The sequence below is a fragment of the Sphingomonas zeicaulis genome (genome assembly GCF_050433225.1).
GTDB classification, from domain to species: domain Bacteria; phylum Pseudomonadota; class Alphaproteobacteria; order Sphingomonadales; family Sphingomonadaceae; genus Sphingomonas_D; species Sphingomonas_D zeicaulis.
This window is the reverse complement of sequence record NZ_JBNPXQ010000005.1, coordinates 25524-48489: the sequence shown is the minus strand read 5'-3', so window position 1 is coordinate 48489 and position 22966 is coordinate 25524. Positions and strand designations below refer to the sequence as shown.

19 protein-coding genes are annotated in these 22966 nt (G+C 65.3%); 12 read left to right on the top strand and 7 right to left on the bottom strand.

Going from position 1 to position 22966, the window contains the following annotated elements:
* Positions 1-2 precede the first annotated feature (2 nt).
* Genes FHS96_RS17280 through FHS96_RS17260 form a run of 5 tightly spaced genes read right to left on the bottom strand, consistent with a single transcriptional unit; the run spans position 3 to position 4274 of the window.
* Positions 3-773, bottom strand: coding sequence for an SDR family NAD(P)-dependent oxidoreductase (locus FHS96_RS17280; RefSeq protein WP_429594260.1), 771 nt, complete (start codon positions 771-773; stop codon positions 3-5).
* On the bottom strand, positions 763-1983 hold the full coding sequence (locus tag FHS96_RS17275) for a UxaA family hydrolase (RefSeq protein ID WP_429594257.1): 1221 nt from the start codon (positions 1981-1983) through the stop codon (positions 763-765). The genes FHS96_RS17280 and FHS96_RS17275 overlap by 11 nt, the downstream gene beginning before the upstream one ends.
* The gene (locus FHS96_RS17270) at positions 1976-2302 is read right to left on the bottom strand and encodes a UxaA family hydrolase (protein ID WP_429594255.1); all 327 of its coding nucleotides are present in this window, start codon (positions 2300-2302) and stop codon (positions 1976-1978) included. Before FHS96_RS17270 ends, FHS96_RS17275 begins: the two co-directional genes overlap by 8 nt.
* Positions 2299-2952, bottom strand: a complete 654-nt coding sequence (locus FHS96_RS17265) for an RraA family protein (RefSeq protein ID WP_429594252.1) — start codon at positions 2950-2952, stop codon at positions 2299-2301. The genes FHS96_RS17270 and FHS96_RS17265 overlap by 4 nt, the downstream gene beginning before the upstream one ends.
* Complete coding sequence (locus tag FHS96_RS17260; protein WP_429594249.1) at positions 2949-4274, bottom strand: MFS transporter; 1326 nt, start codon at positions 4272-4274, stop codon at positions 2949-2951. Before FHS96_RS17260 ends, FHS96_RS17265 begins: the two co-directional genes overlap by 4 nt.
* Before the next feature lie 168 nt (positions 4275-4442).
* Here FHS96_RS17260 and FHS96_RS17255 point away from each other — a divergent pair, with 168 nt between their 5' ends.
* The 5 genes from FHS96_RS17255 to FHS96_RS17235 all read left to right on the top strand — a co-directional run bounded on the left by FHS96_RS17255 (position 4443) and on the right by FHS96_RS17235 (position 9807).
* Complete coding sequence (locus tag FHS96_RS17255) at positions 4443-5174, top strand: FadR/GntR family transcriptional regulator (RefSeq protein WP_429594247.1); 732 nt, start codon at positions 4443-4445, stop codon at positions 5172-5174.
* A gap of 58 nt (positions 5175-5232) precedes the next feature.
* A complete protein-coding gene (locus FHS96_RS17250) occupies positions 5233-6357 on the top strand; it encodes an enolase C-terminal domain-like protein (protein WP_429594244.1) in 1125 nt (374 codons plus the stop codon).
* Positions 6358-6463: 106 nt separating this feature from the next.
* Positions 6464-6883 (top strand): hypothetical protein, encoded by a 420-nt coding sequence (locus tag FHS96_RS17245; RefSeq protein ID WP_429594242.1) that lies wholly within the window; start codon positions 6464-6466, stop codon positions 6881-6883.
* A gap of 389 nt (positions 6884-7272) precedes the next feature.
* Positions 7273-8523: a plasmid replication protein RepC gene (gene repC, locus FHS96_RS17240; RefSeq protein ID WP_429594239.1), complete on the top strand. Its 1251-nt coding sequence runs from the start codon at positions 7273-7275 to the stop codon at positions 8521-8523.
* A 384-nt stretch (positions 8524-8907) separates the two neighbouring features.
* Entirely contained in the window at positions 8908-9807 is a 900-nt protein-coding gene (locus tag FHS96_RS17235) for a replication initiator protein A (RefSeq protein WP_429594236.1), read from the top strand.
* A gap of 121 nt (positions 9808-9928) precedes the next feature.
* On the opposite strand, the gene FHS96_RS17230 is transcribed toward FHS96_RS17235, so the two are convergent.
* Positions 9929-10984 carry an ornithine cyclodeaminase gene (locus FHS96_RS17230; protein WP_429594234.1) on the bottom strand — a complete coding sequence of 352 codons (1056 nt, stop codon included), beginning with the start codon at positions 10982-10984 and terminating at the stop codon, positions 9929-9931.
* Between the two features lie 222 nt (positions 10985-11206).
* On the opposite strand from FHS96_RS17230, the gene FHS96_RS17225 reads away from it, so the two are divergent.
* From FHS96_RS17225 to FHS96_RS17200, 6 genes are all read left to right on the top strand, one after another.
* A complete protein-coding gene (locus FHS96_RS17225; protein WP_429594231.1) occupies positions 11207-11644 on the top strand; it encodes an Lrp/AsnC family transcriptional regulator in 438 nt (145 codons plus the stop codon).
* Positions 11645-11796: 152 nt separating this feature from the next.
* Positions 11797-12348, top strand: coding sequence for an RNA polymerase sigma factor (locus FHS96_RS17220; RefSeq protein ID WP_429594228.1), 552 nt, complete (start codon positions 11797-11799; stop codon positions 12346-12348).
* Entirely contained in the window at positions 12329-13291 is a 963-nt protein-coding gene (locus FHS96_RS17215; RefSeq protein WP_429594226.1) for a FecR family protein, read from the top strand. Before FHS96_RS17220 ends, FHS96_RS17215 begins: the two co-directional genes overlap by 20 nt.
* A 183-nt stretch (positions 13292-13474) precedes the next feature.
* The gene (locus tag FHS96_RS17210) at positions 13475-16417 is read left to right on the top strand and encodes a TonB-dependent receptor (protein ID WP_429594224.1); all 2943 of its coding nucleotides are present in this window, start codon (positions 13475-13477) and stop codon (positions 16415-16417) included.
* A 20-nt stretch (positions 16418-16437) separates the two neighbouring features.
* Positions 16438-18432: a S9 family peptidase gene (locus tag FHS96_RS17205; RefSeq protein WP_429594221.1), complete on the top strand. Its 1995-nt coding sequence runs from the start codon at positions 16438-16440 to the stop codon at positions 18430-18432.
* A 23-nt stretch (positions 18433-18455) separates the two neighbouring features.
* Positions 18456-19991, top strand: a complete 1536-nt coding sequence (locus FHS96_RS17200) for an amidase (RefSeq protein WP_429594218.1) — start codon at positions 18456-18458, stop codon at positions 19989-19991.
* A gap of 44 nt (positions 19992-20035) precedes the next feature.
* Here FHS96_RS17200 and FHS96_RS17195 read toward each other — a convergent pair whose 3' ends face one another.
* The gene (locus FHS96_RS17195) at positions 20036-21427 is read right to left on the bottom strand and encodes a glycoside hydrolase family 28 protein (RefSeq protein ID WP_429594215.1); all 1392 of its coding nucleotides are present in this window, start codon (positions 21425-21427) and stop codon (positions 20036-20038) included.
* A gap of 224 nt (positions 21428-21651) precedes the next feature.
* Here FHS96_RS17195 and FHS96_RS17190 point away from each other — a divergent pair, with 224 nt between their 5' ends.
* Positions 21652-22917: a glycoside hydrolase family 88/105 protein gene (locus FHS96_RS17190; protein ID WP_429594212.1), complete on the top strand. Its 1266-nt coding sequence runs from the start codon at positions 21652-21654 to the stop codon at positions 22915-22917.
* Positions 22918-22966: the final 49 nt, after the last annotated feature.

Here is a 22966-nt window from a genome sequence, read left to right as displayed (position 1 = left end):
TTTCAGAATCCCTGGGAGGCGCCGCCGTCGACGGGCAGCAAAACACCGGTGATGAACTTGGCGGCAGGCGAGCAGAGATAGACCGCCGCCAGGCCGATATCCTCGGGGTCGCCGAAGCGGTTCATCGGCGTGCGCTGGAGGATGCGGTTGGATCGCGCCGGATCGCCGTCGAGCGCCTTGCGGAGCATCGCCGATTCGATCCAGCCTGGGGCGATCGCGTTGACGCGCACACCCTGCCCCGCCACTTCGACGGACAGCGCGCGCACCATGCCGAGATAGGCGGATTTGGCGGCTGAATAGGCGATCACGCCCGGCATGCCGATGATCGACGTCATCGAGGCGGTGAACAGGATGCTGCCATGCCCCGCCGCCAGCATGCCCGGCAACACCGCGCGGGTCAGCGCGTGCGCGGCGAGCACATGCGTGTCGAGCATCGTCGAGAATTCCTCGACGCCGGTATCGATCGCCGGCTTCTTGAAGTTGATCCCCGCGTTGTTGAGGAGGATCGAGACCTTGCCGGTCTTGGCGACCACCCGCTCGACCAACGCCGGCAGCGTGTCGAAGGCGGTGACGTCGGCGGCTTCCCAATGGGCGCGGTCGCCCAGTTCTTCGGCGGCCGCCTGAACCATTTCCGCACGGCGACCCACGAGCACGACCTCGGCGCCCGCGGCGTGGAGCGCGCGCGCCATGCCGAGACCCAGCCCCGAGCCGCCGCCGGTGATCAGTGCGACCTCGCCATCGAGGCGGAATGCCTGTGCTGGATCAAGCGGCACTGCGGCACCCCCGTTCGAGATCCGGCGTGTCCTGGTGCTTGTACATCACGAAATACTCCCTGTGGCCCAGTTCCTCAGGCTTGCTCGGCGTTCCCGACGCCACGTTCGCGACCATCGCGCCGAGTTCGTCGCTGCATTGATCCAAAGCCATTTCGCCGGCGAGCACGCGACCGGCGTCGAAATCCATGTCCTCGATCATGCGGGCATAGGTGCGGCTGTTGCCCGTCACCTTGATCAGCGGCGAGACCGGCGATCCGATCACGCTGCCCCGCCCGGTTACGAACAGCACGATCTGGCTGCCGCCGGAGATCAGGTCCATGATCCCCTCCGTGTCGTTGGGGTTGGTGTAGCCGAACTGCATAAAGTGCGGATCGGGCACCGAATCCATGATCCACATGCCGGGCCATGGCGGGCTCTCGCCCACCTTGATCACGCCCTGGATCGGGCGCGACCCGCTCTTGGCGAAGGCGCCCATGCTCTTTTCCTCGATCGTGGTCAGCCCGCCGGCAAAATTGCCCGGCGACACCGAATATTGCCGGACTTCGCGGCAGTACCATTCGGCCTTGTCGTAGGCTGCCTTGAGTTCGGCACGGGCGCGATCGTCCGCCGCGCGGGCGAGGATGATCTCCTCCAGTCCGATCATCTCGACGATCTCCTCGCAGATCGCCGAACCACCGGCATCGACGACGTGGTCGAACAGGCGCCCGACCACGGGATTGCCGACCAGCCCGCTCGTCCCGTCCGACCCGCCGCACTCGGCGCCCAGAGTGAGGTCGGCGAAGCCCATCGGCACGCGCGGGGTTTCGGCATGTATGCGGTTGCGCAGGTTGCGCACGATCGCCTTGCCTTTTTCGGTCGACGATCGCGTGCCGCCGACCTCCTGGATAAAGAAGGCATCGGACGGTCGCCCGCTTTTTTGCACCGCCTCGGCGATCCGCGCGGGCTGGGTATATTCGCAGCCCAGCCCCACCGAAAGCACCGCGCCGACATTGGGATGTCGCGCCAGCGACAGCACCAGCCGGATTGCATATTGATTGTCGTAGCAGCCCGGGAAGCCGATGACCTGCACATCGTCTTCACCCGCCGCGATGGCATGCGCGACATGGGCGGCACACTGGACCGTGTAGATCACCAGCACGAGGTTGCGGACGCCTTTGCGCCCGTCCGGCCGCAGCCAGCCCGTCCATTGGCGGTCGAACACCTCAGTCATATGCCATGTCCTTGGCCGCGCCGGTCACCATGTCGAAGCCGCCCGAGCGTTCGTCGAAGCTGCTTTCGCAGTTGTGGAGATGCACCCAGTTGCCGGCGGCAATGGCGGCGGCGGCACGGCCGATCGGGATGCCGAACTTCACCACCGGTTCGCCCGGGGCGATGGCGAAAAGCGCGATCTTGTGGCCGTGCGCAACCGCTTCCAGCGCGGTGACGGTGTCGCACGCCTCGCCGCGCAGCCCCACAGTGTCGCCGGCGGCGGCATCGTCGAGCATGGTCGCGACATTGTCGGCCGCATGGATGCGGAAGGCGATCGTCACAATATGCCATATTTCGCGAAGGCGGCGGTGCTCGACATGCCGGCCTCGATCTCCTTGCGCACGAGCTTCTCGCCGCGGACCTTCTCGAGCGAACGCTCGACCACCTCGGTCTCATGCTCTCTCGGGATCACGATGACGCCATCGAGATCGCCGAACACCAGATCACCCGGCTGCACCGTCACCGGCCCCACCTCGATACGGCAGCGATAGTCGATAACTTTGGTCCGCACCCCCGAATCCTGCGCGAAGCGGCCACGACTGAACACCGGCCAATCCTGATCGAGCACCTGCGGCGTATCGCGGTGAAAGCCGTTGATCACCGCGCCATTGGCGCCGCGCATCCGTGCAGTCGCGGTCAGGATCTCGCCCCAATAGGCACAGCGCATCGCGCCGCCGCTGGCGAGGTAGATGTCGCCGGGCTCCATCTGGTCGAGCGCCTCGGTCAGCTTGCCGAAGGGTTCCGCCTGCTCGCCATAGACGTCGATCATGAGCACCGGCATCGCGCGCCCGATCAGCTTCATCTCCGTGCGCATCGGCTGGATCGGCTGCGGCAGGAACTGGTGATAGCAGCCCAGCGTATCGAGGATGTCGCCGACCACGGGGGTATAGAGTTCCGCCCGGAACAGGTCGAAAAGGTCGCGGTCGGTCATTGCGGCTCCATCATCAGGGTCGAGTTCGAATGGGCGGCGGGGGGGCGCGGGCCGCGCAGGATCAGTGCCATCAGCGCCACCGCCAGTGGATAGGCGATCGCCGCGCCGATGAAGAGCAGCATGTAGTTGCCGCCCGTGGCATCGAGGATGCGCCCGATCGCCATCGCGACGAACATCCCCATCACGCCGGCGGCAAAGCCGCCGATACCGATCACCGAACTGACGGCGGTTGCGGGAACGGTGTCCGAGACGATCGTGTAGAGATTGGCGGAAAGCCCTTGGTGTCCCGCGGCGGCGAGTGCGATCAGCAGCACCGCCGGCCACATCGACCCCGTGCCGGAGACGAGTGCCACGGGGACGGTGCAGGATGCCATGCACAGCATCGCGACGATGCGCGCGCGCAGCACCGGCATGCCGCGCTTGATCAGCCGCGACGAGATCCAGCCGCCCGCAATGCTGCCGATATCGGCGATCAGGTAGATCGCCACCAGGGGCGCGATCGACGCCATCATGTCGATGCCGAAGCGCTGGTGCAGAAAGCCGGGCACCCAGTTGAGGTAGAACCACCAGACCGGGCTGGTGAGCAGCATGCCCAGCGCGTAGGCCCAGGTGCCGCGATAGCCGAACAGCGCGATCCAGCGTGGGCGCGCGACCGGGGCCACACTCTCGCCGGAGCGGATATAGGCAAGTTCGTCGGCTGAAAGCCGCTTCTGGCGCTCCGGCAGTTCGTAGAAGCGCAGCCAGGCAGCCACCCAGAGCAGCCCGAGCGCCCCGGCGATCAGGAATGCGGCGCGCCACCCGAAGGCGGCGACGATGAAGGGCAGGCTAATCGGCGTGACGATCGCGCCGACATTGCTGCCGGCATTGAACAACCCGGTTGCCAGCGCCCGCTCGCGCGCCGGAAACCATTCGCGCACCGCTTTGATCGATGCAGGGAAATTCCCGCCTTCGCTCAAGCCCAGCGCGCCGCGCGCGATCTTGAAGCCGATCACGCTCGCCATCAGCCCGTGCAGCGCCGCGCTGATGCTCCAGCCGGCCACCGCAAGAGTAAGCCCGCGCCGCACGCCGATCCAATCCATCAGTCGCCCGCCGAACAGATAGCCGCAGGCGTAGAGCAACGAGAAGACCGCGACGATGTCTCCATAATCGGTTTCGGACCAGCCGAGCTCCCCATCGAGTACCGGCTTGAGCAATCCGAAAATCTGGCGATCGATGTAACAAATCGTGGTTGAGGCGAAGAGCAGACCGCAGATCAGCCAGCGATAGCGCCCGGCCGGTACTGCAGCACTGCTTTCGATCGCCGAAGGCTGAACCGGGCGCATTTCCCCTCGCTTCCAATCGATCCGTCTGTCGCGGATGTCAAGATCCTGTAAGACAGGTTATTACCAGCACCGCGCGCGGCGGTGCAAGTGGCTTTTTGTTGCCGTAGGCAAGGCTGCTTGCCCGCCGGTGCGTATCGCCGTTAGACCAACTGGCGGAAGGAGACGGTGGTGGACGAAGGCGGCATCGAAGCTGGCGCAAAGGCCGCTGGTCTGGTCGAGCAGGTCATCGATTATCTGCGCGACCATGTTGCGAGCGAGCAATTGCGGCCGGGCGCCCGCTTGCCGAGCGAGACCAATATCAGCGTGACGCTGGGGGTCAGCCGCCCGGTGGTGCGCGAGGCCATGCGGACGTTGGCGGCGACGGGATTGGTCGAACTTGCGGTCGGCAAGCGTGCGACGATCGTGCCGGTGGATGGCGAGATGCTGTCGCGGGTGTTGGGCAATGCCGTGCTGATCGGCCAAGCCGAGACGCAGGACATATTGGAGATGCGCCGCGGTATTGAGATCGCGATGGTCGCGCTTGCCGCCGAACGGCGCAGTGATACGGATGTCGTCGAGTTGCGCGCGATCGTCGACGAGATGGGCGGCTGCCTTGCCGATGGCGCGCGCTATTCGCACCTCGATCTCCAGCTTCACAAGACGCTGGCTCGCGCCACCGCCAACCCGCTCTATCCGTTGCTGATCGAGGCGCTCCGCCAGTTGATCGAGGCGTCGATGCTGGCGGGCATCGAGCGCTGGGCGGCGACGCCTGAACTGAAACACGTCCAGGATCTGCACGAAGCCATCGTGTGCGAGGTCGCTGCGCGCAACCCCGTGGGCGCGGCCTCGGCGATGGCCCGGCATTTCGACGATGCGCTATCCGCAATCCTGGCGCCGCGCTTCGCGCGAAGCGACACATAGGGCTTGCCCTGCCCGCCTGGCCTTTCTATCCTGTAATACAGGTTTGCAGGAGAGCGAAGTGCGCGTCGAGAAGTTCGAAACCTGGATCTGTCAGCGTCCCAAGGGGCTGTTCGACGAAGAGCGCGAAGGTGCCGCGCCGATGCCGTGGAGCTATGGCGTGGGGCGCGTTACCACGTCGGACGGGATCGAGGGGATCGCGACCTTTTGGGCGGCGCGGTCGGGCGCGGTGACCGACGCCTATCTCGCGGACGTGATCGCCCCCGTCATCCTCGGGCGCAGCATCCATGATCGCGAGAAGATCTGGCACGATTTCTGGAATATCGACCGCCACGGCGCCTTCTTCCCGGTCTTTTTGCCCGGGCCGATCGACGTGGCCTTGTGGGATGCGGCCGCACGCACCGCGGGCTTGCCCCTGCACCGCTATCTCGGCAGCTACCGAACGACCCAGCCCGTCTATGCCAGCAGCCTCTGGCTGCCGACGATCGAGGATTATGTCCGCGAGGCGCTCCATTACAAGGAGCGCGGCTTCAAGGCGTACAAGGTCCATCCCTGCGGCCCGAGCCGGATCGACATGGAGATCCACGCCGCTGTGCGCGCGGCGGTGGGTCCGGAGATGGTGCTGATGACCGATCCGGTTGCCGAATATACGCTGCCGGAGGCCATCCGCGTCGCCCGGCACCTCGAGGAACTCGGCTATTACTGGTTCGAGGAGCCGTTCCGTGACTATGAGCTGGACAAATATGCCAAGCTTGCCGCCGCGGTCGATATCCCGGTCGTCGGCACCGAGACGACGCGGGGCGGCCCCTGGGGGGTCGCCCAGGCGATCAAGGCCGATGCGCTCGACATGGTTCGCGCGGACGTATCGTGGAAGGGCGGCATCACGGGCACGCTGAAGGTGTGTCACCTCGCCGAGGCGCATGGGATCAACTGCGAACTGCACACGACGACGATGGGGCCGATGGACGTGGCCAACCTCCACGTCGCCTGTGCGGTTCGCAACTCCGAATATTTCGAACTCTTCGTGCCGGAGGACAGCTTCCAGCTCCCGATGAAGCAGAGCCTGCGCGATCTGATGGATGCCGATGGCAATATCCATGTGCCCGAAGGGCCGGGGCTGGGCATCGATATCGACTGGGATCTGGTCGACACCAACTGCGTATCGTACCGGACGTTCGGCGCCTGACAGCCCCCTGACCCTTCATATCGCTGGCCGAACAGCGCGTGGCAGCCTAGAGGCCTCAAGGTGACGCCCGCCTCCGCCGGCGTTCTGGTGAGGTCGGGGCTCGGTGATGAGCGGTGAAACTCGGGGCTATACGTTCGACGTGTCGGAAGGCTTTTTCCGGCTGACGACCGAATGCCTGCGGCTCCGCTCGAACGAGACGTTGCGGTACCAGTCGCTGGCCAGCCTGCTCGAAGGCCTCGTCCCCACCGGCGCGCCGCGGCTGGTCGCGCTGGATGGGGACGTCGTGCGCGACCATCTCGTCACGATCGCTACCCGCGGTTCGGTGCGGCTGTTCATCCGGATGTCGCGCGAAAGCGCTGACTTGCTGGTTGAGGCCAAACGCGCGCTGGCGAGCCGCCTGAACATCAGGCTGACCGTCGCCGACGCGATGTCGGTCCTGCTGCTCGACTATATTATCGCGCAGAAGGCGGACAATGTGATGCGCCGCATCGGCCGTCTGGATGTGCCGCCGGCGCCGGCAAACTGACCTGACGAGCAAGTGCACCTAAAAGCACGAATATTTGTGCCGAGTCGGCACCGAAACGTCCCCGAAAGCACGAATCGAAGCGCTCGCGCCGGTCGCCGGCTTCATTAACAGTCTCGAAAGAATTGGTGCGGGGGGATTCGGCTGAGGCCGATCGCCCCGTGCATGTGCCGACCGTGCTCGCGCCGCGGTCCGCGCATGAGGGGTCAATCGCGCGAAGGGGACGCAGTGAGGACATGAAAAACCCGGCGCGAGGCCGGGTCTTTCGGGTGATTGGTTGAACCACCTAGGCAAAGACGGTTCTACGCCACTCGCCCGATCTCAGCAAGTCGAAAGCGCGTCTCGCGCCACGGATGCTTATGTCCGAACGGCTCTCCGCCAGGGAGTGTCGAATGGGAAGTCTTGCGCTCAAACGTTCGAGCGGCTTGCGCCGTTACGACGGGTTCAGTGCAGCCGCCGAGCGGATTGCCGCCGAGTGGCACGGCGAGGCCGATGTCTCGCCGGCGCGGTTGCTGGGCAAGCTCAAGCGCGCGGCGCCTTATATGGGGATTCCGCGCGCGTTGGTGGGTCTGCTCGACGAACTGGTCGCGCATTCCCGACCGCAGGATTGGCGGCCGGGGAAGACCCCGATCGTCTGGGTTCGCAACGAGACGCTGGCGGTGACGCTCGGCGTCGGCGTGCGCCAGCTGCAGAATTATATCCGGCGCTCGGTGGAGCTGGGGCTCATCGTTCCGCGCGACAGCGCGAACGGCCATCGTGGCGGGGCACGCAACTCCGACGGCGAGATCGTCTGGGCCTATGGCTTCGATTTGAGCCCGATCGGCGCGCGGGCGGCTGAGTTCGACACAATCGCTGCGGAAGGGGCGGCAATCGACAAGGAAATCGACCGACTCCGTCGCCTACTCGCGTCGCTCCGGAGGAAAGCCCGAACCTTGGCGGAGACGGTCGATGCGCAGGCGTTGGATGTGGACGCGGACGCTGTGATCGCGTTCGTGACGATGGCGGTTGTCCACGCGCGTGGCTCTCGCGATCCCGGGCTGCTTCAGACCTGCATCGATCAGATGGCTTGTCAAATCGAAGCGCTTCAGAAGGATGTCGACAACGCGTTGGCGTCGCGTGGCGATCGCGCATTAGAACCTATGAATATTTCACCCAAGGCTGAACCCAAATTCGCCGACTCTACAACTACAACCCACCTCAAAACTGCTAACGCAGTTACAAGTATCAGCTTTCCGGATCAGAGTAGCGGCGAGTTGGACGTTGGAATGCTCGCTCCCCTGAGCAACGTCGAGGCCGATCTGGAGCATTATGGGGTAGATCCGGGCTTTATCTCGATGGCATGTCCGGAATTGCTCTGGGATCTCGAGCCCGGGCCGCGGGCATGGGGACGGATCGTCAGCGTCGCGGAGCAACTGGTGGGGCAGAACCGCATCGCGATCGGCGCCTGGCGAGAAGCGTGCCGGCTGATGGGGCAAAAGGGGGCGGCCGCGGCGGTGATCGCGGCGGTGTACAAGAACTGGACCGGGGAAGTACGCGAGCCGGGCGCCTATCTCCGTGGCATGTCCGCGAAGGCGGCAGGTGGCGCGCTGCATCTGGGCCGCACCTATCACGGATTGAGGGAGGCCCAGAAGGCGGCGGCGTAAACCGCACCTGAAAACATGGGCTCTCATGCCGGTGACCGATCGAACGGTTTTCCTGGGCTGAAACGAGGAGAAAAAGGGCTCAGTGAGGGGCCCGGCGGTCGAAACGCACCCAAAAGCACGAGCGCTATGTGGCTAATCCGCAGCATCGGCTCAAAATCGCACCTGAAAACACTACGGAATTTAGGCTTTAGGCGAGAAACGGGCCGCGTCGGCCGTGCTTTTAGGTGCGTTTATGGGCGTCGGAGGGTGTTTTCGGGTGCGGTTTCCTCCAAGGCAAGGCGCAGGGCGAGGCGATTCTAGTGCTTTTGGGTGCGTTTCCGCGAGCGGCGGTGTTCGAAAGCGTCCGATGTGGTTAGAAGGCGTTCATCAACAATGAGGCGCACGATGGCGACTGCCCGCACGAACGTCGAGAATCTCCAGGGCCATCTTCCGCTGGATTGCCCGTTGCGCGGCGATATTCACGGCGATCGCAGCGTCATGGACTTCCCCTTTTTCTCGCTGGAGAAGAAGCCGAAGAACGGCGTGATCGAACATCGAATCGGCAATACGACGATCACGATCCGTGCCGGCGAAGGCGGCATCGCCACGATGTACGACAAGGAGATCATTCTCTACGTCGCCTCGCTGATCTACGAGAAGATCCTCCGCGGCCAATCCTACACGCAGGAGATGATCTTCACCGCGCATGATTTTTTCCGCGCCACGGGCACACCGAACCCGGGCAAGCGCGACTATCAGCGCTTCACCGATGCAATGTCGCGGCTGCAGGGCACGCAGATCCAGACCAACCTCAAGACCGGCGGTGCCGGGCATCGGGGCTGGTTTTCCTGGATCGAAAATGCGCAGGCGCTGTATGACGATGCGCCGGAGGGTTTCGAGAAGCTGCGCGCGGTGAAGGTCCGCCTGTGTGACTTCCTGTTCCGGGCGATCGAGCGCGACGCGACGATGTACAGCTATGACCATGAATATTTTCAGCTCGGCCTGATCGAGCGCCGGCTTTATGAGATCGCGCGGTCGCACGTCGCCGAGCGGCCATTCGAAATCGATCTCGAGCAACTCTACAAGACGGTCGGCAGCCGCAGCGTCATGCGTCGCTTCAAGCAGCACCTGATGGAGATCGAGCGCGCCGACAGCCTGCCACGCTACGAGATTTCGATCCGCGAAGTGGTGGAGGGTGACCGCGTCCGTGCCAAGCCGACGGAAACATTGGTGACCTTCAGCCAGCGTCCCAAGGGCGCGGTGCCGCGGGCAATCCAGAACACGCTCGATCTGATCGAGGCCTGACGATCGGTCACTTTCGCATATGCTCGGCGATCAAATTGCGACAATGTTGGTAGCATGTAGCTGGCGGGGGCTGCCGGGGAGGGACCGTCGCTGACGATCCCTTCGGAATGGCGGCAAGAGTTCAGCCGGCCATGGCCAGCGCCTCGGCACGCAATAGCATTCCGAACAGGTCGCGGGGCTCGTCCGGGTCGGCGAGCAGATCGAGATTGTCGAAATAGCCGGTGCCACGCAGCTTATCGCGAACGTAGCGGAGCGCGGAGAAATCCTCGGTCGCGAAGCCGACGGAATCGAACAAGGTGATCCGATCGCGATCGGCGCGGCCGGTCCGGTCGCCGGTCATCACCTGCCACAACTCGGTGACCTCGTGATCTGCCGGCAACTGCTGGATCTCGCCCTCGATGCGCGTCTGCGGCGTATATTCGACGAAGATGTCGGACCGCAGCAGGATGTCGCGATGCAACTCGGTCTTGCCTGGGCAATCGCCGCCCACCGCGTTGATATGTACGCCCGAGCCAATCATATTGTCAGAGAGGATGGTCGCGAGTTGCTTGTCCGCCGTCGCGGTCGTGATGATCTGGGCGCCGTGCACTGCTTCATAGCTGCTGGCGCAGACCCGAACGTCGATCCCCCTGCCCTGCAGGTTGCGTCGGCACTTCTCGCTCGCGACAGGATCGATATCATAAAGGCGAACGTGATCGATGCCGAGCAGCGCTTTCATCGCGACCGCCTGGAATTCGGACTGCGCGCCATTGCCGATGATCGCCATCGTGTGCGCGCCCTTGGGCGCCAGATATTTGGCGGCAACGGCGGAGGTCGCGGCTGTGCGCAGCGCGGTCAGGATCGTCATCTCGCTGAGCAGCACTGGATAGCCGTGCGAGACATCGGCGAGAACGCCGAACGCCACCACCGTCTGCCGCCCGCCCTTGCCGTTCTTCGGGTGGCCGTTGACATATTTGAAGCCATAAGCCTCGCCATCAGACGTCGGCATCAGTTCGATCACACCGTCCACCGAATGGGTGGCCAGCCTGGCGACCTTGTCGAACCGGTCCCAGCGCCGGAAATCCTCTTCCACATAGTCGCACAGTTCGAGGAGGAAGCGCTCGATGCCGACGGAGCGGACGAGCTTCATCATATTGTCGACGCTGACGAAGGGCACGATGTTGAGTTGAGCGGTCATGTGGTCGGCACATCCTGTTGAATCTGTCAGGGAGGGGCCGCCCGGGAAGGCAGCCGCGAGACGCGCATTGAGGGAAGGCGGAGTGGCCGAATGGAGGTGCCCATCAGCCTCCGCCTGCAGCGATGGTAGCGAGCGCTGCTGGCGATCCAAACGCTGCAAATTGCCAAAAATCGCAGAGCTTTCTATCACTTTGGAAACCCCAACAGCCCAGATTGATCAAAGATGGATGATCTCGATCGACGTTTGATAAATTGCCTGCGCCACGATGCGCGGCGCAGCGTATCTGACCTCGCGCTCGAACTCGGCATCTCGCGCGCCACCGCGCGCAGCCGGATCGAGCGGCTTGAGGCGCGCGGCGACATCATCGGCTATACCGTCATCCTGCGCTCGGATGCCGTCGCGATGCCCGTCCGCGGCGTGACCCTGGTCGAGGTCGAGGGGCGCATGGCCGCGCGGGTGATCGACGCGCTCACGAGCTTCCCGGAGATCGGTGCGATCCACACCACCAACGGCAAATGGGATCTGGTGCTGGAGATTTCGGCCGAGAGCCTGACGGATCTGGACGCAGTGTTGCGGCGTCTGCGCCTCGTATCCGGCATCACCGCCTCCGAAACCAATCTTCTGCTGGCGACGCCGCGGTCCACCCAGGCAAAATTATGAGCCCGGCGGGGCCTATCCCCGCGCCGTGCCAAAAAATTCGCACATCCGGGGCAATCACCCATCGGAAATGCTGCTACCGATCGTCCTGGATATAGCGGCCGAAACAGACGGACAGACATTTGGGACGTGATAGGCGCGAGATTGTCGCTTGGGTGGGAAGTAATATCGTCCCGCACGAGGGGGATCTGCGTGCCCGGCTCCGGCGCATGGCCGTGCCCGAGAGCGAAATCGACGACATCGTTCAGGATGCCTATGTAAAGATATCGCGGCTTGACGACGTATCGCACATCCGCACCGGCCGCGCCTATTTCTTCTCCACAGCCCGGACCGTATTGCTTGATCGCGTTCGCCGCGACCGGATTGTGCGGATCGACAGCCTGACCGAGGCCGAGGCGCTGACCCTCGCCGACGAGGATCCCGGCCCCGAACGCCGCGTCAGCGCGCGGCAGGAACTGGACCGGGTGCGGCAGTTGATCGCCGGGCTGCCCGACCGCTGCCGGGAGATTTTCGAACTGCGCCGCATCCAGGGCGTGCCGCAGCGCGAGATCGCGGCGCGCATGGGGCTGCCGGAACATACGATCGAGGCGCAGGCAGTGCGCGGATTGAAGCTGATCATGAAGGCGATCGCCGCGGCGGACGACAGTCCGGCCGGCGCGCCACAAACGAGGATGAGAGAGACGGACGGTGACGAACAGCGCAGATGATCATGACGCCGCTGCGCGCTGGGCGATCCGTCTCGAAGATGGGCCGCTCGACGCAGAGCCGCAGCGCGAACTGGATGATTGGCTCGGCGCCGATCCGCGCCGTCATGGTGCGCTGCTGCGCGCCGAAGCGACGCTCGCCTACCTCAATCGCGGACGCGCCCTGACCGATTCAGCCACGGCGGTGCCGGAACCCGAACCAGCGCCCTCAAGGCGATGGTCTCGGCGGGGGTTTCTCGTCGGTGGTGGCATGGCTGCCGGCTTGGCGGCGGCGGGCATTTCCGGTGTCTACCTGCTGTCCCCCGCGGCGATCGAGATCGGCACGGGCGTCGGCGAGATCCGCCGCGTTCCGCTGCCCGACGGATCGGTCGCTTCGGTCAACACCGCGAGCGACATAGCCGTCAGCATGGGCGACAAGCGCCGCGCGGTGGCGCTCAAGACCGGGGAGGCATGGTTCCAGGTCGCGCATGACCGGTCACGCCCGTTCGTCGTCGAGGCCGGGCATGTGCGCGTTCAGGCCGTGGGCACCGCCTTCTCCGTCCGTCGCTATGATGATGGCGCGAACGTCGTCGTGACCGAGGGCGTCGTCGAAGTCTGGATCGACGGCCAAGAGGATCGCCGCACGCGCATCGCCGCCGGATCGAAAGGCTTCGTCGCCAACGCGGCGCCTATGATCAAGGTGGAGACCGCGCCCGAGGGGGCCGAGCGTATGCTGGCATGGCGCACGGGCGAACTGGCGCTGAACGGCGAGACCCTGTCCTTCGCGGCGGACGAGTTGAACCGCTACAACCGCCGGCGGCTGGTGATCGACAGCCCCAACCTGCGGCAGGAGCCGATGGTCGGCTATTTCCGCGTAGACCAGCCGGAGGAGTTCGCACGGGCGGTGGGGGCGACGCTCGGCGCGACGGTTATTGTGCGGGGCGACGAAATTCATCTTTCCCGCTAGTTCGAATGACTTGCGCCGTCGCCAGGGCATCAGACCGCAACCGACGCGTCATTTTTTCGTCACATCGCATCGGAAAGCGCCGTGCCGTCCGTCTCTTCACTTGAGGCCTCAAGCAATCGAAGGCCTTTGGGGGTGAGAAACATGCAGCGATCCAATTTCGGCCTGACGGTTCAGCAAAGCTTGATGGCGGGGTGTGCCGCGATCGTAATGGTCGCGAGCGCCGCGCCGGCGGCTGCAGCGGAACGGCGGCCGATCGATGTGCCGGCGCAGCCCGCCGGGCGCGGCATCCCCGCCTTCGCCAAGCAGGCCGGCGTCCAGATTCTCGCCAGCGGAACCGTCATTCGCGGAAAGCGCACCAATCGCGTCCGCGGCAGCTACACGGTCGACGAGGGGCTGCGGCTGCTTCTGCAGGGCACCGGCCTTTCCGCAAGCAAGGCGGATGGCGGCGGGATCATCACCATCCACGCCGCAGCGGCGCGATCGTCGCAGGAGCAGGTTTCCCCGCCCGCCAGCGAAGCGCGCGATGACGAACCCAGCGATTATGCTTCAGCCGCGCCGGTCGAAGCGAACGAGATCGTTGTCACCGGTTCGCGCATCGATCGCCCCGGTTATGAATCGCCGACCCCGCTGCTGCGCATGTCGCAAGAGGAGTTGCGGACGGTCAGTCGGGTCAATATCGGCGCAGCACTTGCCGACCTGCCCCAGTTCAAGGCGTCCTCCTCCCCGCAGACCTCGGGCACGAACACCGATGCGGGCCGATTTCCCGTCAACATTCGCGGTCTCGGCAACAGCCGCTCGCTGATCCTGGTCAATGGCCGTCGACTCGTCACGGACGATCTCAACATCATCCCCTCGATCATGGTCGACAATGTCGACATCGTGACCGGCGGCGCCTCGGCGGCCTGGGGGTCGGACGCGGTGGCCGGCGTCGTCAACCTGATCATCGGCGATTATGAAGGTCTGCGTCTCGGCACGTCCGCCGGCATCTCGTCACGCGGTGACGCCGGACAGATCATGTTCGAGGGCAAATATGGCACCCGGTTCGCGGCCGGTCGCGGCCGCTTCGTCATCGGTGGCGAGTTCGTCGAGAATGACGGCATCCTCACCAAGACCGCGCGCAAGAACACCGGCCGCTTCGCCAACATCAACAACCAGTTGCTCACCCCCGATGTCGGCCATGCGACGCGGCTGATCGGCGGCTACATCACCTCGGGCGTGCTGCGCGGCCAGGGCTTCAATCCCGACGGCACGCTGCGCACGCCGGACATCGGCACCGTCATCGGCACGCGCATGATCGGAGGCGAAGGTCCCTCGGACGATGAGCGCAGCCCGCTGATCACGCCGCAGCGTCGCTACGCGGCGATGGCCAAGGCCTCCTATGACCTCACCGACACGCTGAAGATCAGCGCCGACCTCAACTATTCGCGCTATTATAACGACTATACCTGGTTCGGCAGCCACCTCGACAGCGTGACGATCCGGTCCGAGAATGCCTTCCTGAGCGATTCCATCCGCCAGACCCTGGCGGACGCGGGCCAGACCAGCTTCACGATGGCGCGCTACAACGCGGATCTGTCCTACAGCAGGATCAACCTCGACAGGCGCAGCATCCAGGGTACGATCGCGCTCGACGGTAGTTTCGCCGACGGCCGTTGGCGCTATGGCGGCTACTACAGCCACGGCGAATATCGCAACAAGATGCGCACGCCCGGCTTTCTGATCACGCAGAACTTCGCCAACGCGGTCGATTCCGTGATCAATCCGGCGACCGGTCAGCCGGTTTGCCGCGTGGCGCTGACCAATGCGAACAGCGGATGCGTGCCGATCAACCTGTTCGGCGAAGGCGCGCCCAGCCAGGCGGCGATCGACTATGTGACGGGCACGCCGCGCTTCAACGGCATCGACAAGCTGGATACCTATGGCGTCTCGCTGCGCGGCGAGCCGTTCGAGCTGCCCGCGGGCCCGGTTTCAATCGCGGTCGGTGCCGAAGGCCGGCGGCTTTCGACCTCGGCATCGATCGGCGAACTCGATGAGGCCAAGGCGTTCAACACCTTCTATTTCAGCGGCTATTCGGGGCGCTACAATGTGAAGGAAGCCTTTGCCGAACTGGTCGTGCCGGTGCTGAAGGATGTGCCGCTGTTCCACAAGCTGGAGCTGAACGGCGCGGCGCGGATTTCCGACTATAGCACCAGCGGCTCGATCTGGTCGTGGAAGCTGGGTGCCACCAACGAATTCCTCCCCGGCCTGATCGGCCGCGTCACCCGATCGCGCGACATCCGCGCACCCAATATCAGCGAACTCTATTCGTCCGCAACGGTCGGCTATATCGGCATCTTCGATCCGCTGAACCCGTCCAACGGCAACAACAACACATTGGTCTATGGCGGGGGCAACGCCGTTCTCGACCCCGAAACGGCGAACACCTGGACAGCCGGCTTTACCGCCGCGCCGTTGCGCGGGCTGACCGCCTCGATCGACTATTTCAACATCTCGATCCGCGACGTCATCACCACGATCGGTGCGCAGAACATCGTCGATCGCTGCTTTGCCGGCAACACCAGCCTCTGCCGCTATATCAACCGCAACAGCGCGGGGCTCATCCAGAGCATCACATCGTCGCAGGTCAATCTGTCGGAGTTCAAGACCGACGGGATCGACGCGGAACTGGCCTATACCATGCCGGTCAACAATGCCGCCAATGGCCGCCTCACCTTTCGGCTCATCGGAACCTGGGTGAATAATTTCAGCACCGACGATGGCATCACCAAGATCGACTATGTGAAGACGCAGGGCAGCGCGTTCGTCAACGGCGTGCCGCGCATCCGCGCCAATGCCTCGATCGCCTATGCCAGCGACAGCTTCAGCGGGCTGGTGCGCGCGCGCTACATCTCGTCGGGCGACTGGAACGGCACGATCCCGACCCTGGCGAACAACCATATCCCCGCCTATGCCTATGTCGATCTGCAGCTCAGCCAGAAGATTCCGATCGGCGACGGCAAGCATTTCGAGCTGTTCGGCGACATCGCCAACCTGTTCGACAAGGATCCGCCGCCGAGTTCGGGCTTCTCGCCCTATTATGACGTGATCGGTCGCTACATGACGATCGGCGCGCGGCTGCAGTTCTGAACGCCGGCAGGCAGCCTATCATGACATGTCGCCAGCACCGTGAGGGATGGTTGCGGACCGGCATGCTGGCGGCAGCGCTGGCGCTCTCGGCCGGATCCGCGGGGCCGGCGGCATGGGCACAGGGCGCCGCCGCACCGGCCGAACTGGCGCCCATCACGCCCGAGGACATCATGGGGCTGACCGACGTCACCGACGTCGAGATCTCCCCGGATGGCCGCCATTTGCTCTATGTCACGCAGCCGACGATCGCGACCCACCGCCCCACCCGGTCAGCGATCTGGGTCGTTCCGACGGACGGCAGCGCACCGCCGCGGCGATTGACCGCCGGCACCGCGCTGGAGGGCAGTCCGCAATGGTCGCCTGACGGCTCCGGTATCGCCTTCCTGACCGATCATCCGGGTTCGTCGCGCCAGCTCTGGCTGATCCCGGCCTCGGGCCGCGAGGCGCAGCGGCTGACCGATATCGGCAGCGACATCCGCCTCTATCGCTGGTCGCCGGACGGGCGGAGCATCGCCTTGCTCGCCCCCGATCCGCCATCCGCCGAAGCGAAAGCCGCGCGCGCGGCCAAACGTGACGCCGTGGAGGTCGACGCGGCGGAGGCTACCACGCTGCTGTGGTTGCTCGATCCGGCATCGCGCGCGGTGCGGCGGATCGCGATCGCCGGTCGCGACGTCACCGATCTGAGCTGGTCGCCCGATGGCAAACGCCTGGCGGTGCGCGCGGCGGCGACCGGCGGCCCCAACGACCTGTTCTACCATTCGGACCTGCTCCTGATCGATGCCGCGACCGGCACGGTCGAACGCACAGTGTTCAAGCGCGTCTACAGCACCGGCAGTTGGTCGCCCGACGGCAGCCGCCTCGCCTTCACAGCGCCCGAAGAGGGGCTGATCGGCATCCGTGCCTTCGTCGCCGAGGTCGCGAGCGGGGCCGTGCAACAGTTCGGCGCATCGCTCGACGGCACGATCCGCGAGGTGGAATGGGGCGGTGACGATCGCACGCTGCGCGCACGCACGGCGGTGAATACGCGCGACGTGCTGTTCAGCGTCGACCTGCCGGCCGGTCGCTTCAAGCCGCTGATCCGCTTCGACGGGCGGATCAAGGATTTCTCGGCGGCGGCCGATGGCAGCATCGCTTTGGTCGGCAGTCAGGCGGATCGGCCCGCCGACATCTGGGTCCAGCGCCGCGGCAGCCTGCGGCTGGTGACCGACATCAACCCGCAGATCCGCGGCCGCGCGCTCGGCAAGGTCGAGGAGGTCCGCTGGACCAGCAGCGCCGACGGGCAGCCGATCTACGGCGTGCTGGTGACGCCGCCCGCGCATCGCGCCGGCAAGCCCGCGAAGACGGTGGTCCTGACGCATGGCGGGCCGCACGAGAATTGGAACATCGGCTGGCAGGGAAGCTGGATCGATTGGGCGCAACTGCTCGCCAGTCATGGCTATGTCGTGCTGCTGCCCAATCCGCGCGGCTCTTCCGGGCAGGGAAGCGCCTTCGCGCGCGGCAATACCAGGGGCTGGGGCACGCGCGACTATCAGGATGTCGTGGATGGCGTCGACATGCTGGTCGCGCGCAGGATCAGCGATCCCGCACGGATCGGGATCGGCGGCTGGAGCTATGGCGGCTTCATGTCCGCCTGGGCAGTGACGCATGACACGCGCTTCAAGACGGCGGTGATTGGCGCCGCGCTGACCGACCAGTTCAACGCGGCGATGGCGATGGACACGCCCGATTTCGTGACCTCCTATTTCGGGCTGCCGCCGACCGCCATCGCGCAGATGGACGCATCCTCGCCGATGCGCGCGGTCGATCGCGTCACCGTTCCCGTCCTCGTCCTGCACGGGCAGGAGGATCGGCGCGTTCCGATCGGGCAGGGGCTGGGTTTCTATCGGGGGCTGCGGCTGCTGGGCAAGGATGCGACGATGATCGCCTACCCCCGGGAGCCCCACCGTATATTCGAGTTCGAGCATCAGCTCGACATGCAGCGGCGGATCCTCGCCTGGTACGACGCGCATCTGTGACTGGAGATCGAAACTTGCCCGCGATGACGCCTCTGAGCCTCGATCGTCGTACCGTGCTCGCCGCCGTGCCAGCGCTCGTCGCCGCCCCCGCGCTGGCCGCCACCAAGGGATCGGCACCGATGAGCGAATTGCTGGAGATGAGCGCGGTGTCGCTGGCGCAGGCGATCCGGAAGAAGGATGTGTCCGCGCGCGAATTGATGACCGCGCATCTCGCGCATGTCGATGCGCTGAACCCGCGCTTCAACGCCATCGTGTCGCGCGTCGATCATGAGGCCGTGCTTCGGCAGGCGGCGGCGATGGACGAGGCCGCCGCCGCGGGCCGGTTTGTGGGCGTGCTGCACGGCTTTCCGCACGCGGTAAAGGATACGGCGCCCGTCAAGGGCATCGCCTCCACCCAGGGCTCGCCGATCCTGAAGGACAATATCCCCGCGGCGGACTCGCTGGTCGTCAGCCGCATGCGCGAGGCCGGGGCGATCTTCGTCGGCAAGACCAATGTGCCCGAATTCGCGCTGGGATCGCATTCCTACAACCCGGTTTTCGGGATCACGCGCAACGCCTTCGATCCGCGGAAGTCCGCCGGGGGCAGCACCGGCGGCGGCGCGGTGGCGCTGGCGCTGCGCATGGTGCCGGTGGCGGACGGCAGCGATTTCGGCGGATCGCTGCGCAATCCCGCCGCGTGGAACAATATCTTCGGCTTCCGCCCCTCATGGGGCCGCGTTCCCTCGATCCCGAACAGCGATCTGTTCTGGCAGAATTTCGCGACGTCGGGGCCGATGGCGCGCAGCGTCGCCGATGTCGCGCTGCTGCTGTCGGTGCAGGCCGGCCCCGACAAGCGCGCGCCCTTCGCGCAGCCCGACGATCCCGCGATCTTCGCGCAGCCGCTCGACCGGGATTGGAAGGGCAAGCGCATCGGCTGGCTCGGCGACCTCGGCGGCGCGCTGCCGATGGAAGCCGGGATCACGCAGACCTGCGAACAGGCGCTGTCCGCCTTCCGCACGATCGGCATGCAGGTCGAAGGCGCAAGCCTGTCCGAGGATGCCGGCGCGATGTGGCGCACCGCAGTGACGTTGCGCCACTGGTCGGTGGGTGCCGATCTGCAGGGCTTTTACGATGATCCCGCCAAGCGCAAGCTGCTCAAGCCCGAGGCGATCTGGGAGGTGGAAGGCGGCATGGCGCTGACCGCGCCGCAGCTCACCAAGGCATCGGAAGGCCGCACCCGCATCTTCGAAGCCTTCCGCAAGGCGTTCGAGACCTTCGACTTCCTTGCGCTCCCTGCCGCGCAGGTCTTTCCGTTCGACGTCGAACAGCATTGGCCGCGCGAGATCGCCGGCGTCGCGATGGACTCCTATCACCGCTGGATGGAAGTCACGCTGCCGGCAACGATGGCCGGCCTGCCGGTGCTGGCGATCCCGGCAGGCTTCGGCGGAGCCCAGCGCCTGCCGATCGGCATCCAGCTCATCGGCCGGAGAAATGCAGATCTCGCCGTCCTGCAACTGGGCCACGCCTATGAGAACGCTTCGCCGTGGATCGCGCGCACGAGACCACCGGCGCTGCGCTGAAGTCAGCCCCCCTCCCCTGCCCGGCCCGGAAATGAGGACGGCGCTCAGAGGGCGCTGACGCGCGTTCCGTTGACCGCGACGCGCTCAAGCGTGAGAGCATCGATGCGCTTGACGATGCTGGGTTGCGTCACGCCATCGAAGCGGCAATCGCGCAGCGTGAGGCAGCCTACCGGTGCCTGGGGCAATCCTTGGCAATCGAGCACGCGGATGGCGTTGGCGACGGTCAGCCGTTCGACCACCACATCGTCGAGTTCGGGAATGAAGGCGCCCCGCGCGCCCTCTTCATAGTTGAAGTCGCAGGTCAGCGCCGCCTTGCCGACCTGCCCTACGTCGATGTCGCGCGCGCGAACATGCGCGATGCGTCCGCCGCGGACGGCGTTGGTCTTGAAGCGCAAGGCATACCAGAGGTCCGGGCTGCTCATCCGGCACTGCGCGGCGAACACATTCTCGACGCCGCCGGAGACCTCGCTGCCGATCACGACCCCTCCATGGCCAGCCTTCATCGTGCAGCCGCGGATCAGGATGTCCCGCGTCGGCCTTTTGAGGCGGCGACCATCGGCATTGCGGCCGGACTTGATCGCGATGCAGTCATCCCCGGTATCGAAGATGCAGCCCTCGATCAGCATGCCGTCCACCGATTCGGGATCGCATCCATCATTGTTGGGGCCGTGGCCAGTCACCGTCACGTTGCGCATGATGACATTGCGGCACATCACCGGATGCACGTTCCAGAAGGGCGAGTCCTTCAGCGTCACGCCTTCGATCAGCACGTCGCTGCAACGCTGGAACTGCATCAGGCTCGGCCTAATATAGCTTCCGTCCGCGAAGCGGCGTTGGGCGACGGGCACCCCCTCCTCCGCCATCGCGAACAGCCGGGATCGTGCCGGCCGCTGATTGGGCATCCCTTCCCGCCAGCCATAGCGTGCGCCGCCGCTCCACGACCACCAGGACCGCCCCTGCCCGTCGATCAGCCCCGCGCCCGTCACCGCGACGTTCCGGACATCGCTCGCGTAGATGAGCGGCGAATAGCCCATCAGCTCGACACCCTCGAAGCGCGTGGCGACGATCGGATAGTGTGCGGGATCCTGGCTGAAGGCGAGCGTTGCGCCTTCGGCGACATGCAACTCGACATTGGACTGTAGCCGAACCGCGCCTGTCAGCCATCGCCCCTCCGGGATCAGCACGCGGCCGCCGCCCGCGCTGGCGCAGGCCGTGATCGCATCCGCGATCGCCTGCGTTGCGAGCACGGTGCCGCCGGGTGGCGCCCCATAGCGGCGGATGTCGAAGATCCTGGCCGGAAAGCGCGGTGCGCGTACCCGCTCCAATATGGCGCCTGCCCCGCCCCACCCGTCATCTTCGGGCGGGCGCGCATGAGCACCCGCCGCCAGCAACACGCTCCCGGCAAGGAATGTCCGGCGATCGACGACGGTCGTCATACTCTCTCTCCCATATCCAGATCCGACAAATTCATTGGCCGGCTGGATTGTCATGCGATGGCAGTCATGATGTTATATGACAAATTGCAACGAGAATGACGAGGATGAGGATGATGAAAAGGGCGTTCCGGACCAGTGCTGCGATATCGTCCTGTATCGCGGTCATGCCGGCCGTGCAGGGCGCATATGCACAGGCCGGCCTTTCCGCACCGATGAGTCGCGCCGTGGTGGACGTCGCGACCGATGGGCCGACGCGCCTGTCCCCCGAATATCCGACGCCCTACTCCCGCCCGTCCGAAGAGGCGGTGAAAACGGTGATGGGCCGTGTGCTCGGCTATATAGAGCGGGAGACGCCGATGATGCTCACCGACGCCGAAGGTCGTGCCGTGCCAGTGGCGAGCGCGGCTGCGGGGGCGAAATTCAAGCCCGGCTTCATCCTCACCAGCTACGAATGGGGTGTGACCTATGCCGGCGCGATGCTCGCGGGCGAAGTGACCGGCGATGCGCGCTACACCCGCTATGCTGCCGACCGCATCAACTTCGTCGCTGACATCGCCGCCCATTATCGCACGTCAAAGCTTGCACCCGCGGCGACGCCGATCCGCAACATGCTGGCCCCTGGACGGCTCGACGACAGCGGTGCGATGTCCGCTGCGCTCATCAAGGCACAGCGCGCCGGTCTCGCGAAGACCAATGTGCGTCCGCAGATCGACGTCTATTTGAACTGGATCGCGAACCGGCAGTTCCGCCTTGCTGACGGAACGCTCGCGCGCGAACGCCCCCTCCCCGTCACATTGTGGCTGGACGATCTCTATATGAGCGTACCGGGGCTTGCGCAGATGGGGGCGCTTACCGGCGAGCGGCGCTATTTCGATGATGCGGTCCGGCAGATCGAGCAATTTTCGCAGCGCATGTTCGTGCCCGAGAAGGGTCTTTACATGCATGCTTGGGCGGAGGGGATGGATCCGCATCCCGCCTTCCACTGGGGCCGCGCCAACGGCTGGGCGCTGATGGCGATGGTCGAACTGCTCGAGGTGCTGCCCGCCGACCACCCCGGCCGCCCGGCGATCCTCGCACAATTGCGCGCGCATGCGGCCGGGCTCGCCAGAACCCAGTCGGGCGTCGGCCTGTGGCACCAGTTGCTCGACCGCGACGACAGCTATCTCGAGACCTCGGCGAGCGCGATGTACGCCTATGGCATCGCGCGCGCGGTCAATCGCGGCTGGCTGAACCGCCGCAGCTATGCGCCGGTAGCGATGCTCGCCTGGCATGGCGTTTCGACCAAGGTGAACGACGCCGGCGAGGTGGAGGATGTGTGCGTCGGCACCGGTGTCGGCTTCGACCCTGCCTTCTACTATTTCCGGCCGCGGCATGTGCGCGCCGCGCATGGCTATGGGCCGGTGCTGCTCGCCGGCGCGGAAGTCATCGCGATGCTGCGCAAGGGGGCGCCGCTGAAGGCCGGTGCTGGCCAGGGTTTGATTTTCGAATAGACCCGGTCGCCCCGATCCGATCCGATCCGGTCCGGATCGGATCGGGGCG

Bases quoted from the DNA above. Each gene is read 5' to 3' on its own strand.
- FHS96_RS17275 (WP_429594257.1), bottom strand. From the start codon at position 1,983: ATGACTGAGGTGTTCGACCGCCAATGGACGGGCTGGCTGCGGCCGGAC.
- FHS96_RS17265 (WP_429594252.1), bottom strand. From the start codon at position 2,952: ATGACCGACCGCGACCTTTTCGACCTGTTCCGGGCGGAACTCTATACC.
- FHS96_RS17260 (WP_429594249.1), bottom strand. From the start codon at position 4,274: ATGCGCCCGGTTCAGCCTTCGGCGATCGAAAGCAGTGCTGCAGTACCG.
- FHS96_RS17245 (WP_429594242.1), top strand. From the start codon at position 6,464: ATGAGCGGTGAAACTCGGGGCTATACGTTCGACGTGTCGGAAGGCTTT.
- repC (WP_429594239.1), top strand. From the start codon at position 7,273: ATGGGAAGTCTTGCGCTCAAACGTTCGAGCGGCTTGCGCCGTTACGAC.
- FHS96_RS17235 (WP_429594236.1), top strand. From the start codon at position 8,908: ATGGCGACTGCCCGCACGAACGTCGAGAATCTCCAGGGCCATCTTCCG.
- FHS96_RS17230 (WP_429594234.1), bottom strand. From the start codon at position 10,984: ATGACCGCTCAACTCAACATCGTGCCCTTCGTCAGCGTCGACAATATG.
- FHS96_RS17225 (WP_429594231.1), top strand. From the start codon at position 11,207: ATGGATGATCTCGATCGACGTTTGATAAATTGCCTGCGCCACGATGCG.
- FHS96_RS17210 (WP_429594224.1), top strand. From the start codon at position 13,475: ATGGCGGGGTGTGCCGCGATCGTAATGGTCGCGAGCGCCGCGCCGGCG.
- FHS96_RS17205 (WP_429594221.1), top strand. From the start codon at position 16,438: ATGACATGTCGCCAGCACCGTGAGGGATGGTTGCGGACCGGCATGCTG.
- FHS96_RS17200 (WP_429594218.1), top strand. From the start codon at position 18,456: ATGACGCCTCTGAGCCTCGATCGTCGTACCGTGCTCGCCGCCGTGCCA.
- FHS96_RS17195 (WP_429594215.1), bottom strand. From the start codon at position 21,427: ATGACGACCGTCGTCGATCGCCGGACATTCCTTGCCGGGAGCGTGTTG.